General features: G+C 65.9%; 12 protein-coding genes. 3 read left to right on the forward strand and 9 right to left on the reverse strand.

The window, feature by feature from the left end:
* Positions 1 to 43 precede the first annotated feature (43 nt).
* On the forward strand, positions 44 to 1,027 hold the full coding sequence (locus ACLV8F_RS03500) for a LysR substrate-binding domain-containing protein (protein ID WP_411882853.1): 984 nt from the start codon (positions 44 to 46) through the stop codon (positions 1,025 to 1,027).
* 135 nt (positions 1,028 to 1,162) lie between these two features.
* Here ACLV8F_RS03500 and ACLV8F_RS03505 read toward each other — a convergent pair whose 3' ends face one another.
* The 8 genes from ACLV8F_RS03505 to ACLV8F_RS03540 all read right to left on the reverse strand — a co-directional run bounded on the left by ACLV8F_RS03505 (position 1,163) and on the right by ACLV8F_RS03540 (position 10,524).
* On the reverse strand, positions 1,163 to 2,638 hold the full coding sequence (locus ACLV8F_RS03505; RefSeq protein ID WP_411882854.1) for an N-acyl-D-amino-acid deacylase family protein: 1,476 nt from the start codon (positions 2,636 to 2,638) through the stop codon (positions 1,163 to 1,165).
* Entirely contained in the window at positions 2,635 to 3,546 is a 912-nt protein-coding gene (locus ACLV8F_RS03510; RefSeq protein WP_411882855.1) for a MurR/RpiR family transcriptional regulator, read from the reverse strand. Before ACLV8F_RS03510 ends, ACLV8F_RS03505 begins: the two co-directional genes overlap by 4 nt.
* A 60-nt stretch (positions 3,547 to 3,606) precedes the next feature.
* Positions 3,607 to 4,899: an amino acid deaminase gene (locus tag ACLV8F_RS03515; protein WP_411882856.1), complete on the reverse strand. Its 1,293-nt coding sequence runs from the start codon at positions 4,897 to 4,899 to the stop codon at positions 3,607 to 3,609.
* Between the two features lie 27 nt (positions 4,900 to 4,926).
* Positions 4,927 to 5,919, reverse strand: coding sequence for an ABC transporter ATP-binding protein (locus ACLV8F_RS03520; protein ID WP_411882857.1), 993 nt, complete (start codon positions 5,917 to 5,919; stop codon positions 4,927 to 4,929).
* On the reverse strand, positions 5,916 to 6,980 hold the full coding sequence (locus tag ACLV8F_RS03525) for an ABC transporter ATP-binding protein (RefSeq protein WP_411882858.1): 1,065 nt from the start codon (positions 6,978 to 6,980) through the stop codon (positions 5,916 to 5,918). Before ACLV8F_RS03525 ends, ACLV8F_RS03520 begins: the two co-directional genes overlap by 4 nt.
* Before the next feature lie 166 nt (positions 6,981 to 7,146).
* On the reverse strand, positions 7,147 to 7,986 hold the full coding sequence (locus ACLV8F_RS03530; RefSeq protein ID WP_411881047.1) for an ABC transporter permease: 840 nt from the start codon (positions 7,984 to 7,986) through the stop codon (positions 7,147 to 7,149).
* 2 nt (positions 7,987 to 7,988) lie between these two features.
* Complete coding sequence (locus tag ACLV8F_RS03535) at positions 7,989 to 8,930, reverse strand: ABC transporter permease (RefSeq protein ID WP_411882859.1); 942 nt, start codon at positions 8,928 to 8,930, stop codon at positions 7,989 to 7,991.
* 34 nt (positions 8,931 to 8,964) lie between these two features.
* Positions 8,965 to 10,524, reverse strand: a complete 1,560-nt coding sequence (locus ACLV8F_RS03540; RefSeq protein ID WP_411882860.1) for an ABC transporter substrate-binding protein — start codon at positions 10,522 to 10,524, stop codon at positions 8,965 to 8,967.
* Between the two features lie 267 nt (positions 10,525 to 10,791).
* Between ACLV8F_RS03540 and ACLV8F_RS03545 the strand changes: the two genes are divergently transcribed.
* The gene (locus tag ACLV8F_RS03545) at positions 10,792 to 11,184 is read left to right on the forward strand and encodes a RidA family protein (protein WP_411882861.1); all 393 of its coding nucleotides are present in this window, start codon (positions 10,792 to 10,794) and stop codon (positions 11,182 to 11,184) included.
* Between the two features lie 15 nt (positions 11,185 to 11,199).
* Positions 11,200 to 12,123, forward strand: coding sequence for an N-carbamoyl-D-amino-acid hydrolase (locus tag ACLV8F_RS03550; protein WP_411882862.1), 924 nt, complete (start codon positions 11,200 to 11,202; stop codon positions 12,121 to 12,123).
* A 65-nt stretch (positions 12,124 to 12,188) separates the two neighbouring features.
* On the opposite strand, the gene ACLV8F_RS03555 is transcribed toward ACLV8F_RS03550, so the two are convergent.
* Positions 12,189 to 12,543 (reverse strand): HAD-IB family phosphatase (locus ACLV8F_RS03555; protein ID WP_411882863.1); only part of this gene is annotated, 355 nt, incomplete at its 5' end.

Consider the following 12,543-nt stretch of genomic DNA (forward strand, 5'->3'; position numbering starts at 1 on the left):
TCAATCAATTAGGCTGTAATTGCCCTAATACCCTCGAACTGTCATGCTGCATTCACAAACCCATTTGCGTTCCCGGCCGATATCGGCGGGCCAGCTGCGGGCCTTCGAGGCCGTGGCGCGCCACCTCAACTTCCGCGCCGCCTCGGAAGAACTGGCCCTGACCCAGTCGGCCGTGAGCCGCCAGATCCAGGGCCTGGAGGAGGACGTGGGCGTCAGCCTCTTTCACCGCCATACCCGCGCGGTGGAGCTGACCACCGCCGGCGGCATCCTGCTGCGGGCCGTCACGCCCTCGCTGGAGCGCATCGACAACGCGGTGCGGCAGATACGCCAGACGGCCGGGCGCAAGAGCGTGTCGCTCACCACCTTCGCCTCCTTCGCGTCGATGTGGCTGATTCCGCGGCTTGAGGGATTCCAGCGCGACAACCCCGACATCGACATCCGGATTGATGCGTCGGACGTCGCGGTGGACCTGGACATTTCGGACCTGGACCTGGCCTTGCGCTACGCCCCGGCCAGCCACATGCCGCCGAACGCGATACGCCTTTTCGGCGAGCAGATCACGCCGGTGATCAGCCCCTGGTTGCTCAAAAGCGGGCCGCGCCTGAAAAAACCCGACGACCTGGCGCAGTTCACGCTGATCGAGGCCGGCGACGCCCACCAGACGCACCTGGAATGGCTGACCTGGCGGCGCTGGCTGGACGAACACGCCAGCCCCAAGCTGGAGGCCAAGCGCTGGCTGTACTTCAATTACGCCTACCAGATGGTGCAGGCGACGCTGACGGGCCAGGGCGTGGTGCTGGCCCGCTTGCCGCTGATCGCCGAAAGCCTGGCCTCAGGCGACCTGGTCGAGCCCCTGCCACAGACGCGCATGGAGTCGCCCATGAGCTACTGGCTGATCATTGGGCCGCGTAATGTGGCCAGGCCCGAGGTGCTGGCGTTTTGCGACTGGCTCAAGAACCAGGCGGCGCTGACGCGCGAGGCGATTGGGGATGTGCCTGATCCGGATACGGTCGACTCGCTGGATTAGCCTCTGTCTTACACCCTCTCCCCCTGGGAGAGGGTGGGGTGAGGGCTGGCGGCGTATGAAAGGCAGGACCCATCAAAAACGGGGACACCCTCACCCTAGCCCTCTCCCAGAGGGAGAGGGAACTGGAAGCGGGTATCAGGCCACGCCGCGTTTCAACAGCCGACCAGCCCTGGCCTGCACCTTGGCATGCGCCGCATCGGCAGTGCCGGCCACATAGGCCAGCTCGCCGTTCACAAACACCTTCTCGATGCCCTCGGAGAGTGCGATCGGGTCTTCGTAAGTCGCCACGTCGCGCACGCGGGCCGGGTCCAGCACCACCACGTCGGCGTGCCAGCCGGGCTGCAGCTGGCCGCGCTGGTGCAGGCGGAAGTTGCGGGCCGACATGCCGGTCATCTTGTAGATGGCGGTTTCCAGCGAGAACAGCTTCTGCTCGCGCCAGTAGCGCGCCAGCACACGCGGGAAGGCGCCCCACAGGCGTGGGTGCGGGTGCTGGTCGTGCGGCAGGCCGTCGGAGCCGATCATGGTCAGCGGATGCGCGATGACACGTTTGACGTCGTCCTCGTGCATCTGGAAGTAGCAGGCGCCGCCGGGTTGCAGGCGGCGGCAGGCGGCTTTCTGGTCCACGCCCCACTCCTCGGCGATGGAAGCCAGCGTGCGGCCGGTCATCTCGGGGTGCGGGGTGGACCAGCTCACGAGGATGTCGATGACGCCGTCGACCAGGTCTTCGCGCAGCACGGTGGAGCCGGCGACGTAGGGATAGACGTCCATGGCCACCGGCTGGCGCGCGGCCAGCGATTCGATCAGCGGCAGGGTCTGCTTCGTGCGGCCCCAGTTGGCGGGGCCGGCGCATTTGTGGTGCGAAACGATAAGCGGCACGCCGGCGCTGAAGGCGGTGTCGCCGGCCTCGTGCAGGGCTTCGACGATGGTCGCCATTTCATCGCGCAGGTGCGTGCTGTAGACGCCGCCGAAGCGCGACACCACGCGGGCCAGGGCCACCACCTCATCGGCGGGCGCGGCAAAAGCCGGCTCGTAAAAGAGGCCGGATGACATGCCGGCGGCGCCGCCTTCCATGCACTTTTCCAGCAGCGCGCACATGGCCGCCACTTCGTCGGGTGTGGCGGCGCGCTCGAGGTCGTCCATGCAGGCAAAACGCAAGGTCGTGTGGCCTATGAGCACCGCGACGTTGACGGCCGGCTGCGCGGCGACCACGGCACGCTCATACGCGTCGACCGAATCAAAACGGAAGGAGTCGGCGCCCAACAGGTTCAGCGGCGGCTCGGGCTTTTGCACCACAAAGGGCGCCAGCGAAATGCCGCAGTTGCCGGTCACCACGGTGGTGATGCCCTGCGAGACCTTGGGCAGCATCTCGGGATGGTTGAGCACGATGGCGTCGTCGTGCGTGTGCACGTCGACAAAACCCGGCGTGATCGCCATGCCGGTGCAGTCGACGCGTTTCACGTCCCCCTGCACCAGGCCCTCGGGTAGCTGGCCCCAGAGGCCCGTACCCACGGCGGCGATGCGGTCGCCCACAAGCAGCACGTCGCCGGCAAAGCCGGCCGCGCCCGTTCCATCAATCACCAGGCCGTTTTCCAGCAGCGTCGCACGCGTCATTTAATTTTGCTTTCGTTCACGGCCGTGACCGTGTCCCAATCGAGTTTCGGGTAGTGGCGCATATCGACGCCGCGCGTGCTGAGCACTTCGCGCACGCCGCCCAGGCGTTTGACGGCGAGGTCGCCGAGGCGCTGGGCCACCAGCACCGTGAGGATTTCAATCACCGTGAGGTGGACCAGGTAGGCTTCGGTGCCCACGTGCATGACGGGATCGTCGGGCACGTGGATGCCGAGCACGATGTCGGCGCGCTTGGCCAGCTCGGTGCCCTGCTGCGTCAGCGCGATCACCGTGGCGCCCTGCGAATGCGCGACTTCAACGGCTTCGAGCAGCGAAGGCATGCCGCCCACGTGCGAGATCGCGAAGACCACGCCCTTGTTGCCGATGGTGGCGGCGGACACCAGCTGCAGGTGGGTGTCGAAGTAGGCGTTGGACACCAGGCCCAGGCGGAACAGCCTGGCCTGCACGTCGGACGCCATGAAGCTGGAGGTGCTGCCCGCGCTGTAGCAATCGACGCGCGTGGCGCGCACGATGGCGTCGGCCGCGGCTTCGGCCGCTTCCACGCCCAGCTGCGACTGCACGCCGCTGACCGAGGTGGCCGCGCCCTTGATGACCTTGGAGATCACCTCTTCGGTGCTGTCGTGCAATTGCACGCGGCGGTGCAACGGCGAGCCGCTGACGGCCATCTCCTGCGCCAGCGCAAGCTTGAATTCGCGCAGGCCCGGATAGCCCAGGTCGCGGCAGGTGCGCATGATGGTGGGCACGGAGCTGCCCGCGCGCTGCGCCAGCTGCTCAAAACTTTCGTCCAGCACGCGCTGCGGATCCTCGAGGATCAGGGCCAGCACGCTGCGCCTGGAAGTGGGCGCGCTGGCCATGGTGTCGGCAATTCTGGCAAGTACTTGGGACGTCATGCAGAGGTCATGAAATAAATCATGCGTAAAAGGTAAGGGCTGGGGGCATGCGTGTTGCGCTTAAAAGCAGGTCACGAGCGCGTCGCACACCGTGTAATTCTCATCGACAACCGGCATCCATCGCCATTTGTCGAAGGTGGTGCAGGGATGCGAGATGCCCAGGGCCACCATGTCGCCGACCTTGAGCGCCGCATGTTCAGGCCCTTCGCCGCGCAAATAGGCGTGCTGGTCGTTGAGGGCGCTGATCTTCCAGTCCGCGGGCACGGCCACGGGCGTGCCGCCTGCCGCATTGACCGAGGACAGCGGTATCGGCATTTCCAGGTCGTAGGAGAGGTCGCGCCGGCCGACGGCCAGGATGGCGAGGCCCGGCTCGGGGCAGGACTGCACCGTGGCCCAGACTTCGATGGCGGGTTTCAGGCCGTCGCTGTCGTGCAGGCGGGCATTGACCGAGCCGACCAGGCGCTTGTAGTTGCCGTGGTCGTGCGTGATGTAGCAGCCCGAACGCAGCAGGCCGCGCACCGGCCGCGCGAGAAGTGGCTTGAGCCAGCCGCTGACCAGGTCGAAGATGGCCGAGCCGCCGGCGGTCATCAGCACTTCCTGGCTGTCGAACAAACCCTGCTGGTCACAGGCCACGGCAACGTCGCAGACGCGCTCCATCAGGGTGTCGGCATAAGCCTGGTCCGCCAGCGAATCCCCCGTGGCGCCCTGCCCTTCATACGTCTCTATGCCGACCAGGCGGCAAGCCGGGCTGGCGTGGATGGCGGCGGCCAGCGTCATGGCCTGGGCTTCGTTGCGCACGCCGGTGCGCGCGCCCATGACGCCGATTTCCAGCAGCACGTCAAACGGCGACACCACGGCGGCGGCGTTCGCCTGCGACCAGGCTTCGATCAGCGCCAGCTGGGCCGGCGAATCCACCAGGAAGACGATGCGCAGGCCCGGGTATTCGCGCAGCATGCCCTGGATGCCGGCCAGGTCGACGGCGTTCACCACCTGGTTGGCGATAAGAAGGTTCCTGGCGCCGGCGGTGATGCCGGCGCGCATCTGCGCAACGGTGGCGAAGGTCAGTCCCCAGGCGCCTTCGTCCAGCTGGCGCTTGAGCAATTGCGGCGACATCGTGGTCTTGCCGTGCGGCGCCATGTCCACGCCCTGGCCTTTGGCAAAGCGCTGCATCCAGCCGAGGTTGTGTTTCATCGCCGACTGCTTGACGACGGCCAGCGGCAGCGGCAGGTCGCCCTTGAGCACGTTCCAGCCCTGCTTGCCCATGTCGGAGCGGCGCACCGGCCCGCTGTTGTGGGGAAAGCCCTTGAAGGAGCGGTCGAGTTGCGGGTCGAGGAGGTCTTGCAATGTGGTCATGGGATGTGTCTTGATTTGTCGGGCGTGTCAGGCGGCCATCAGCGCGGGCGCCGCGGGCACGGCGCCGGGGATGTCGTCGCGTATGCAGGCCTTGAAGCGGCCGTTGCCCATGTCGCGCAGCTCGGGGCGCGTGACGGCGCAGGCATCGATGGCATGCGGGCAGCGCGTGCGGAACACGCAGCCCGAAGGCGGGTTGACCGGGCTGGGGATGTCGCCCTTGAGCGCGATGCGCTCGCTTTTGTGCTCGGGGTCTGGTTTGGGCGATGCGGCCAGCAGCGCCTGCGTGTAAGGGTGCAGCGGCCCGGCGAACAGCTCGGCCGTGGGCGCGACTTCCATCACCCGGCCGAGATACAGCACGACCACGCGGTCGCACAAATACTCGACCACGTCGAGGTCGTGCGAGATGAAGAGCATGGTCAGGGACAGGCGGTCGCGCAGGTCGCACAGCAGGTTGACCACCTGCGCCTGGATGGACACGTCCAGCGCCGACAGCGGCTCGTCGGCCACGATGAACTCGGGCTCGACCGCGAGCGCCCGCGCCACGCCGATGCGCTGGCGCTGGCCGCCGGAAAATTCGTGCGGGTAGCGGCTGGCGTGCTCGGCGCGCAGGCCGACCAGTTCCAGCAGCTCGGCGATGCGCTCTTCGCGCGCCGCCTTGCCCTTGGCGAGGCCATGCACCTGCAGCGCTTCGCCGAGGATGTCTTTGACCCGCATCTTGGGGTTCAGGCTGGCGTACGGGTCCTGGAAAATCATCTGCAGCTTGCTGCGCAACGCGCGCATGCGGCCGCTGGAGGCCGTGCCCAGGTCTTCGCCGCGGTACAGCACCTGGCCCGAGGTGGCCTCGATCAGGCGCAGCAAGGTGCGGCCTATGGTGCTTTTGCCCGAGCCGGATTCGCCGACCAGGCCCAGCGTCTCGCCGGGCTGGATGCTGAAGGAGACGTCGTCGACCGCGCGCACCGGTTTGGCGGGCGCGCCGAAATAACGCTGCAAATTTTTAACTTCGATCAAAGGGGCGCTCATGCAGCCTCCACCGTAGCTGTGGCTGTTTCTTCCACGCGTATGCAGCGCGCGCTGCGGGTCGGGCCTGCCGGCAGCAAGGCGGGCATGGCGTCGCGGCAAGGCGGGATCGCCAGGTCGCAGCGCGGCTCAAACGCGCAGCCCGGCGGCGGCGACAGCGGGCTGGAGACCTGGCCGCGAATGGCGTAGAGCCGGCGTTTGGCGCCGGTCTGGCCGCTGGCGAGTTCGCGCTTGCGCTGCTGTGCGGGCAGGCAGGCCAGCAGGCCTTGCGTGTAGGGGTGGCGCGGCTGGGCAAAGAGTTCACGCACCGGTGCGGCTTCCACGATGCGGCCGGCGTACATGACGGCCACGTCGTCCGCATGGTGTGCCACCACGCCGAGGTTGTGGGTGATGAACAAAATGCTCATGCCGGTCTCGGCTTGCAGGCGGCGCATGAGCTCCAGAATTTGCGCCTGGATGGTCACGTCCAGCGCGGTGGTCGGCTCGTCGGCGATCAGCAGCGTCGGGTTGCAGGCCATGGCCAGCGCGATCATCACGCGCTGGCGCATGCCGCCCGAGAGCTGGTGCGGGTATTCGTGCAGGCGTTGCGCGGCGGCCGGAATCTCCACGAGTTCCAGCATGCGCAGCGCGTGGGCCAGCGCGGCCTTGCGGTCCAGGCCCATGTGCAGGCGCACCGATTCGGCAATCTGTTCGCCCACGGTGAAGACCGGGTTCAGGCTGGTCATGGGCTCCTGGAAGATCATCGCGATTTCATTGCCGCGTATGCGCCGCATCTCGGCCTCGGGCAGCGACAGCAAATCCAGCGTCTGGCCGGCGCGGTTGGTGAACATCGCCTCGCCGCTGACCTGCGTGGAGGCCGTGCGCGACAAGAGGCGCATCAGCGTGAGGCTGGTCACCGACTTGCCGGAGCCGGACTCGCCGACCAGCGCGGTGGTCTTGCCGGGGCGGATGCTGAAGCTCACGTCGGCGACCGAGCGGATCAGGCCTTCGTCGGTGTCGAAGAAGGTGCTCAGGTGGCGCACGTCGAGGCGTGTGCCGGCTGGGAGGGGTGTGGGGGAATTCATGGGGTGTCGTTTTTTATCAAGGCGCACGTGATTCAAACGTGCCGGGAAGGCGTGAAGAAATCGTAGCGAGCGCCTCAAGCCCGGCATGAGGGCCGGAGCCGTACACAGGTACGGTGAGGACCGGAGTGCCGGGATTGTGGCGCGCAGTAGATTTATTCATGCCTTCTCACATGGATTTTTTGAGCCGCGGGTCCAGCAGGTCGCGCACGCCGTCGCCCAGCAGCTGCAGCGACAAGGCCGTCAGGATGATGGCCAGGCCCGGGAACAGCACGATCCACAGCGCCTCATGCGCATACTGCTGGCTGCCGGCGACCATGGTGCCCCAGGTCGGGATTTCCGGCGGCACGCCCACGCCGAGGAAGGACAGCGCGGCCTCGGCCAGGATGGCATAGGCAAAGATGAAAGACGCCTGCACCAGGATGGGCGACATCAAATTGGGCAGGATGTGGCGCAGCAAAATGCGCCCGGTGGACACACCCACGGCGCGCGCGGCTTCGACAAACAGCAGCTCGCGCACCACGAGTGTGGAGGCGCGCACCACACGCGCCACGCGCGGCGTGTAGACCAGCACCAGCGCGAACACCACGTTGAGCATGGACGGCCCGAGGATGGCGACCAGCGCGATCGCCAGCAGGATGTCGGGGAAGGACATCATCGCGTCGACCACGCGCATGATGGGCGCGTCGAGCCGGCGGAAGAAACCGGCGACCAGGCCGAACAGCGTGCCCAGCACGATGGAGCCAATGGCCGTGAGCGCCGCGATGGTCAGCGAATAACGCGCGCCGAAAGCGATGCGCGCAAACAGGTCGCGGCCCAGCTCGTCGGTGCCCAGCAGGTGTTTGGCCGTGGGCGCCGAGAGGCGCTCGCGCACCGCCGTGTCGTTGGGGTCGTAGCCGCTGACGACGTTGGCCAGCAGCGCGACGATGACCACGATCAGCAGGCAGATACCGGCCGCCAGCACGATGCGGCGGCGGAACAGCTTTTTCAGCGTGAGGGGGATTTTCATACTTAATATTTCACGCGGGGATCGACAAGCATGTAGAGCAGGTCGGTCAGGAAATTGATCACCACGTAAATCATGGCGATCACCAGCAGCGCGCCCTGGATCACCGGGTAGTCGCGGCGCAGCACCGCGCTGACGACCAGGTTGCCGACGCCGGGCAGGCCGAACACGGTTTCCGTGACGACGGCGCCGCCAATCATGAGCGCCACCGTCAGCCCCAGCACGGTGACGATGGGCACCAGCGCGTTGCGCAGCGCGTGCTTGAGCACCACCACGTTTTCAGACAGGCCCTTGGCGCGCGCGGTGCGCACATAGTCTTCACCGAGCACGTCCAGCATGGAGGCGCGCGTGAAACGGATGATGAGCGCGGAATTGAGCACGCCCAGCACCACCGAGGGCAGGATCAAATAGTGCACGCGCTCCATTAGCGTGGCGCCCGGGTCGCCGTAACCGGAGACGGGGAACCAGCCCATGGAGACCGCAAAAATCTGCATCAGCACCAGGCCGAACCAGAAGCTGGGCACGCTGGCGCCCAGCATGGCAAAACCGGTGAAGAGCTGGTCGATGAACTTGCCGCGAAACACCGCCGAGACGATGCCGCAGGGCACGCCGATCAGCGCCGCGATAAAAACCGACAGAAGTGCCAGCAAAGTCGTGGGCTCGGCCCGCTCCCACAGCGCCTGGGTCACCGGACGCTGCAAAAAGATGGACTGGCCCAGGTTGCCGTGGGACAGTTCCTTGAGCCAGTAGCCGAACTGCACGGGCAGCGGCTTGTCCAGCCCGTAGAGCTTTTGCGCGCTGGCGATGTCCTCGGCCGTGGCCTGGTCGCCCAGCAGCACCGCGATCGGGTCGCCCGAGGCGGCGCGCGTGAGCACAAAGACGATGACGGCCACAATGGCCATCACCACCAGCATGCCCATGACGCGTGACAAGAGATAACGGGTCATGCCTGTCCTTCTTCGCTCAACTCAACAATCGGTTTTAGTTCTTCAGGCCTGCGTTCCAGAAGAACGGCCAGGTGGAAGGCACATAGCCCTGCAGCGCGGGCGACTTGGCCGACAGGCTGTTGAACTTGCCGACGTTGATGTAAGGCACTTCGTCGTACACCACCTGCTGCACCGCACCCCAGAGGGCGCCGCGCTTGGCGGGGTTGGTTTCCTGGTTCAGCGCGGCCAGCGTGGACTGCTTGGCCGGTGACGACCACCAGCCCGGCGCGCCGTCGCCCAGTTGCGGCGGCGACAGCATGGGCTCGGGGAACTGGCCCGAGTGGGTGATGTAGATGTCCCACAGCTTGGAGTCGCCGCGGCGCTGCACCAGGGTGGCCCAGTCGACGACGTTGAGCTCGGCCTTGAAGCCGGCGCGCTTGAGCTGCTCGGCCATGATCAGCGCCATGTTGTAGTGGAAGTCGTACTGGCGGCTGGTCAGGATGCGGATGGTCTCGCCCTTGTAGCCGGCGGCGGCCGACTGGCCCTTGGCCTTGGCGGCGTCGCGTTCGTTGTACAGCGCCGAACCGGCGGCCGAGTAGAACGGCGTGCCCTTGGGGAAGTGATTCGGCTCGGCCGTGAAGAAGCGCGTGTCGCCGAAACCGGCGGCCAGCATTTCACCTTCGCCAAAGCTGGTCTGCACGGCCTTGCGCAGCGGCAGCGAGGCCATCACGCCTTCCTTGGTGTTGAACACGAAGTACGGGAAGCCGAAGGACGGCGTGAGGATGGGCACGGTCTTGCCGCCGGATTTTTCCAGGCGTCCGAGCGCTTCGGTGGGCAGCAGGTCGGCGAAGTGGTACTGGCCGGCCAGCGAGCCTTCAACGCGCGTGTTGGCGTTGGGCACGGGGATGAAGCGCAGCTCTTCGGCAATCGCGACCTTCTTGCCGCCGTAGCCGCTGGCGGCTTCCTTGCGGGCCGAGTACTGGTCGAACTTGCTGAGCAGCACATATTGGTCGGGGCGGCGCTCCTTGAACTTGTAAGGGCCGGTGCCGATGAATTCTTTCAGCGGCGTGGCAATCGATTCCTTGGCCATGATGGCGGCCATGCCGGAAGGCAGCGCCAGCTGCGGCAGCAGCGGGGCGTAGGGGGCCTTGAGGACGATTTCAATGCCGTTGGCGCCGCTGGCCGTCAGGCTGTCGATTTCCTTGGCCAGCGCCTTGCCGCGCGGCGAGACGTCCATCCAGCGCTTCAGGCTGAGCACCACGTCTTCGGAGTTGAGTTCGCGGCCGTTGTGCAGCATCACGCCCTTGCGCAGGGGAATGCTGTAGCGCTTGCCGTCGGCCGAGACCTTGGGCAGGCTTTCGGCCAGCATGGGGACCATCTTCCAGTTGGCATCAAACGTATAGAGCGGCTCGTACACGTGCTGCATGATGGTGGCCGTCAGGTCGGCGGTGGTCGCCATCGGGTCCAGCGTGGCGGGCTCGGCGATCATCGCCAGGTTGAGCGCCGATTTGGAAAGCGCCTGGGCTTGCGCGGCCATCGGCAACAGCGCCGAACCACTCGCCACCAGGGCCAAAGCAACCGCCGTGCGACGGTTGAGCAGGAATTTTTGCAGCATGCCGATCTCCTTAAAAGTGAAAGTAATTTTCAACTTGCAAAGAATATGCCACCCAAAAAACCCTATAAATTGGTACAAACCCTAGGTTTTGAGCACCTAAACTGAAAATATATTTCAGTTTAGGGGGTTATGCTGCATGGCTTTGGGGCATTGCACCCCTGATGTCGCGGCCATTTGCACCAGCTTGGGTGCGGGGGCCGTTTGCCCTGCCTTGCCGGTCGCTGCCCGGCAAGCTGTCCATTGTTTACCTAATAAGGAGTCTTCGCAATGTCCGCACTTGAATACCTGGGCAACCCGCCCATCGCTTCCGACCACCAGCCCCGCCCGTTTTCGCCCGCCGTGCGCGCCGGCGACTTCGTTTATGTCTCCGGCCAGGTGCCCGGCGACGAAAAAGGCGAGATCGTGCAGGGCGGCATCGAGGTGCAGACGCGCCAGGTCATGAAAAACATCCAGGCCGCGCTGGCCCTGGCCGGCTGCACGCTGGACGACGTCTGCAAGACCACCGTATGGCTGCAGGACGCGCGCGACTTCGGCAGCTTCAACCGCGTCTATATGAGTTACTTCGCGAACGGCAAGCCGGCCCGCTCGACGACCGAAGCGCGCCTGATGGTGGACGCGCGGGTGGAGATCGACGTGGTGGCCTACAAACCCAAAGCCTGAGGGGACCCCAGGCACATGACCCGAATCGTCCGCGTCGCCGCCGCCCAGCTGGGGCCTATCGCCCGCACCGAAAACCGTGAACAGGTGGTCACCCGCCTGGTCGCCCTGCTGCGCCAGGCCGCGGCGGACGGCTGCGACCTGGTGGTCTACCCCGAGATGGCGCTGACCACCTTCTTCCCGCATTGGGAAGTCACTGACCCGGCCGAACTCGAAAGCTATTACGAAAAAGCCATGCCCGACGGGCCGGTAACGCGCCTGTTTGAAGAAGCCGCGCGGCTGAAGATCGGTTTTTCATTGGGCTACGCGGAGCTGGCCGGCACGGCGGACACGCCGCGCCACTTCAACAGCTCGGTGCTGGTCGGCAAGGACGGCCGCATCATCGGCAAGTACCGCAAGATCCATTTGCCGGGTTACGCCGAAATCCATCCCGAGCACCCCTTCCAGAACCTCGAAAAAATGTACTTTGAAGTCGGCGACCTGGGCTTTCCGGTGTTCGAGGCTTTCGGCGGCACGCTGGGCATGTGCATCTGCAACGACAGGCGCTGGCCCGAGACCTACCGCCTGCTGGCGCTGCAAGGCGCCGAGCTGATCACGCTGGGCTACAACACGCCGCTGCACAACCCCGGCCAGGACACGGGCCAGAGCCCCGAGCAACGGCGCTTCCACAACCACCTGTGCATGCAGGCCGGCGCCTACCAGAACAGCAGCTGGGTGGTGGGCGTGGCCAAGGCCGGTGTCGAGGAAGGCTGCGAGATGATGGCGGGGACCTGCATCGTGGCGCCCACCGGTGAGATTGTTGCCGGGACGCGGACACTGGGGGATGAGCTGGCGGTTGCCGACTGCGATCTGGATGCTTGTACGCCCGGCAAACGGGGGGAGTTTGATTTGGCGCTTAATCGGCGGCCTGAGTTTTATGGGTTGTTGGTAGAGGCTTCTTAGCCTGGTCTTGCGCCGGCGGCGCGCCTCGCCCTTTGCATGGGCTTGCTGGCCGGCGCAAGACCCGGTCATTCGGTCCAAGGCTCTCCCCGATACCACGCATACCGCGCCAACCGCAGCATGGGTTTGTCACCCGAAGTATCCCCATAGGCATACAGCGTCACCCCTTCCAGCCCGGCGGCGCCAAACCGCCCAGCCGCCCAGGTGCGCAACCTGACGACCTTTTGCTCACCGTGGCAATTCGGCGTGCGCATGGTGCCCGTGAGGCGCCCGGCCTCGCCCTCGCCCACCACTTCCATTTCGGTGCAGATCAGCGCGTCAAAGCCCAGTTGCCGCGCCACTTGCGGCAGGTAGATGTCGGGCGAGGCGCTCACCATCACACAGCAATGCCCGGCTTCGCGGTGCCAGGCCAGGCGCGCCATG

It is taken from the genome of Polaromonas sp. YR568, assembly GCF_943369675.1.
Lineage (GTDB): Bacteria > Pseudomonadota > Gammaproteobacteria > Burkholderiales > Burkholderiaceae_C > Polaromonas.

Excerpts from the sequence above, each read along its gene's own strand:
- ACLV8F_RS03510 (WP_411882855.1), bottom strand. The coding sequence starts at position 3,546 with ATGACGTCCCAAGTACTTGCCAGAATTGCCGACACCATGGCCAGCGCG.
- ACLV8F_RS03515 (WP_411882856.1), bottom strand. The coding sequence starts at position 4,899 with ATGACCACATTGCAAGACCTCCTCGACCCGCAACTCGACCGCTCCTTC.
- ACLV8F_RS03505 (WP_411882854.1), bottom strand. The coding sequence starts at position 2,638 with ATGACGCGTGCGACGCTGCTGGAAAACGGCCTGGTGATTGATGGAACG.
- ACLV8F_RS03500 (WP_411882853.1), top strand. The coding sequence starts at position 44 with ATGCTGCATTCACAAACCCATTTGCGTTCCCGGCCGATATCGGCGGGC.
- ACLV8F_RS03550 (WP_411882862.1), top strand. The coding sequence starts at position 11,200 with ATGACCCGAATCGTCCGCGTCGCCGCCGCCCAGCTGGGGCCTATCGCC.
- ACLV8F_RS03545 (WP_411882861.1), top strand. The coding sequence starts at position 10,792 with ATGTCCGCACTTGAATACCTGGGCAACCCGCCCATCGCTTCCGACCAC.
- ACLV8F_RS03530 (WP_411881047.1), bottom strand. The coding sequence starts at position 7,986 with ATGAAAATCCCCCTCACGCTGAAAAAGCTGTTCCGCCGCCGCATCGTG.
- ACLV8F_RS03525 (WP_411882858.1), bottom strand. The coding sequence starts at position 6,980 with ATGAATTCCCCCACACCCCTCCCAGCCGGCACACGCCTCGACGTGCGC.
- ACLV8F_RS03535 (WP_411882859.1), bottom strand. The coding sequence starts at position 8,930 with ATGACCCGTTATCTCTTGTCACGCGTCATGGGCATGCTGGTGGTGATG.
- ACLV8F_RS03540 (WP_411882860.1), bottom strand. The coding sequence starts at position 10,524 with ATGCTGCAAAAATTCCTGCTCAACCGTCGCACGGCGGTTGCTTTGGCC.
- ACLV8F_RS03520 (WP_411882857.1), bottom strand. The coding sequence starts at position 5,919 with ATGAGCGCCCCTTTGATCGAAGTTAAAAATTTGCAGCGTTATTTCGGC.